Source organism: Enterococcus pallens ATCC BAA-351 (assembly GCF_000407485.1).
GTDB classification, from domain to species: Bacteria; Bacillota; Bacilli; order Lactobacillales; family Enterococcaceae; genus Enterococcus_A; species Enterococcus_A pallens.
On record NZ_ASWD01000005.1, the window covers coordinates 370,001 to 373,335 of the forward strand.

A 3,335-nucleotide genomic window follows, 5' to 3' on the forward strand; every position below is an offset into this window, starting at 1 on the left:
ACTGAAAAGTAACATCCTATCAAAGATGCTGGGTTTCCCCATTCGGAAATCTCCGGATCAAAGCTTACTTACAGCTCCCCGAAGCATATCGGTGTTAGTCCCGTCCTTCATCGGCTCCTAGTGCCAAGGCATCCACCGTGCGCCCTTATTCACTTAACCTTATCAACCTTACGGTTGGTTCTTGATCTTCTCTTCTAGCGATAGAAGTCCGACCAATAAAAAAAGCAATTGAACTATTAAAAAACTCATTCAACGCGGTGTTTTTCTCGGTTTGTTTGTTTATTTTCTGTATCCAGTTTTCAATGAACGAAATGTTTTGAGAGTAAACCTCTCAAAACTGAACGAATAAAAGCAAGCCTGTGTAGTCTTCCGTAACGCTAGGCAACATTGCTGTCACTTAGCTTATCCTTAGAAAGGAGGTGATCCAGCCGCACCTTCCGATACGGCTACCTTGTTACGACTTCACCCCAATCATCTATCCCACCTTAGGCGGCTGGCTCCAAAAGGTTACCTCACCGACTTCGGGTGTTACAAACTCTCGTGGTGTGACGGGCGGTGTGTACAAGGCCCGGGAACGTATTCACCGCGGCGTGCTGATCCGCGATTACTAGCGATTCCGGCTTCATGTAGGCGAGTTGCAGCCTACAATCCGAACTGAGAGAAGCTTTAAGAGATTAGCTTAGCCTCGCGACTTCGCGACTCGTTGTACTTCCCATTGTAGCACGTGTGTAGCCCAGGTCATAAGGGGCATGATGATTTGACGTCATCCCCACCTTCCTCCGGTTTGTCACCGGCAGTCTCGCTAGAGTGCCCAACTAAATGATGGCAACTAACAATAAGGGTTGCGCTCGTTGCGGGACTTAACCCAACATCTCACGACACGAGCTGACGACAACCATGCACCACCTGTCACTTTGCCCCCGAAGGGGAAGCTCTATCTCTAGAGTGGTCAAAGGATGTCAAGACCTGGTAAGGTTCTTCGCGTTGCTTCGAATTAAACCACATGCTCCACCGCTTGTGCGGGCCCCCGTCAATTCCTTTGAGTTTCAACCTTGCGGTCGTACTCCCCAGGCGGAGTGCTTAATGCGTTAGCTGCAGCACTGAAGGGCGGAAACCCTCCAACACTTAGCACTCATCGTTTACGGCGTGGACTACCAGGGTATCTAATCCTGTTTGCTCCCCACGCTTTCGAGCCTCAGCGTCAGTTACAGACCAGAGAGCCGCCTTCGCCACTGGTGTTCCTCCATATATCTACGCATTTCACCGCTACACATGGAATTCCACTCTCCTCTTCTGCACTCAAGTTTCCCAGTTTCCAATGACCCTCCCCGGTTGAGCCGGGGGCTTTCACATCAGACTTAAGAAACCGCCTGCGCTCGCTTTACGCCCAATAAATCCGGACAACGCTTGCCACCTACGTATTACCGCGGCTGCTGGCACGTAGTTAGCCGTGGCTTTCTGGTTAGATACCGTCAAGGGGTGAACTTTCTACTCTCACCCTTGTTCTTCTCTAACAACAGAGTTTTACGATCCGAAAACCTTCTTCACTCACGCGGCGTTGCTCGGTCAGACTTTCGTCCATTGCCGAAGATTCCCTACTGCTGCCTCCCGTAGGAGTTTGGGCCGTGTCTCAGTCCCAATGTGGCCGATCACCCTCTCAGGTCGGCTATGCATCGTTGCCTTGGTGAGCCGTTACCTCACCAACTAGCTAATGCACCGCGGGTCCATCCTCGAGTGACGCAAAAGCGCCTTTCAAAAGAAAACCATGCGGTTTTCTTTGTTATGCGGTATTAGCACCTGTTTCCAAGTGTTATCCCCCGCTCGAGGGTAGGTTACCCACGTGTTACTCACCCGTTCGCCACTCCTTTTCTTCCGGTGGAGCAAGCTCCGGTGGAAGAAAAAGCGTTCGACTTGCATGTATTAGGCACGCCGCCAGCGTTCGTCCTGAGCCAGGATCAAACTCTCATAAAAAGTGTTTGAAACAGTCTTGCGACTGTTCAGCTCAATTTAAAAATTGATTCGCTAGCAATTGCTTGCTATGTTGTTTGCTTCTATTATATAGAAGCGCCCTACACATTTGGTTTGTTTTATTCGTTCAGTTTTCAAAGGTCTACTTGATAAAATCGTGTGTTTCGTGTTGCATCAGCAACTCTTAAATCTTATCAGGTTGCCGGCTGTTTGTCAATAACTTTCTTGAAAGTTTTTTATTTCTTTCGTTGGAAAGTTTTGCGTCTCAAATCAGCAACTTAGTTATAATAACCTAAACCACATGAACTGTCAACTGGAATTTCGAATAAAATAAAAAATAATTTTATCCTTTTTTTGTTGTCAGAACAAGATTTATCAACGCTTTGTATCATACCAATTAATGAGGTTAAAGTCAACAACTAAATCAAACTTTTTTTTAAGTATTATTTTAACAAAAAAAGATCATCCGCAATTGGATGATCTACTTCGCGTGGCGGCGTCCTACTCTCACAAAGGGAAACCCTTCACTACAATCGGCGCTAAGAAGCTTAACTTCTGTGTTCGGCATGGGAACAGGTGTATCCTTCTTGCCATCGCCACCACACTATTTACTTGAGTAAGTTTCGCTCACTCAAAACTGGATCAGAAAATAAACTCTTCCGAGTTTTTTTGGTTAAGTCCTCGATCGATTAGTATCAGTCCGCTCCATACATCACTGCACTTCCACTCCTGACCTATCTACCTGATCTTCTCTCAGGGATCTTACTTTCTTAAAGAAATGGGAAATCTCATCTTGAGGTGGGCTTCACACTTAGATGCTTTCAGCGTTTATCCCTTCCCTACATAGCTACCCAGCGATGCCTCTGGCGAGACAACTGGTACACCAGCGGTAAGTCCATCCCGGTCCTCTCGTACTAAGGACAGATCCTCTCAAATTTCCAACGCCCGCGACGGATAGGGACCGAACTGTCTCACGACGTTCTGAACCCAGCTCGCGTGCCGCTTTAATGGGCGAACAGCCCAACCCTTGGGACCGACTACAGCCCCAGGATGCGACGAGCCGACATCGAGGTGCCAAACCTCCCCGTCGATGTGGACTCTTGGGGGAGATAAGCCTGTTATCCCCAGGGTAGCTTTTATCCGTTGAGCGATGGCCCTTCCATGCGGAACCACCGGATCACTAAGCCCGACTTTCGTCCCTGCTCGAGTTGTAGCTCTCGCAGTCAAGCTCCCTTGTGCCTTTACACTCTGCGAATGATTTCCAACCATTCTGAGGGAACCTTTGGGCGCCTCCGTTACTCTTTAGGAGGCGACCGCCCCAGTCAAACTGCCCATCTGACACTGTCTCCCAGCCCGATCAGGGCTGT

4 rRNA genes (1 of these 4 cut by a window edge) are annotated in these 3,335 nt (G+C 48.5%); all 4 read right to left on the reverse strand.

Annotated elements, in window-relative coordinates:
• A 23S ribosomal RNA gene (locus I588_RS21560) occupies positions 1-159 on the reverse strand (it extends 2,753 nt beyond the left edge of the window).
• A gap of 253 nt (positions 160-412) precedes the next feature.
• Positions 413-1,971: ribosomal RNA gene (locus I588_RS21565) — 16S ribosomal RNA — on the reverse strand.
• 485 nt (positions 1,972-2,456) lie between these two features.
• Positions 2,457-2,572, reverse strand: a 5S ribosomal RNA gene (rrf, locus tag I588_RS21570).
• Positions 2,573-2,637: 65 nt separating this feature from the next.
• Positions 2,638-3,335, reverse strand: a 23S ribosomal RNA gene (locus tag I588_RS21575); the annotation flags it as partial.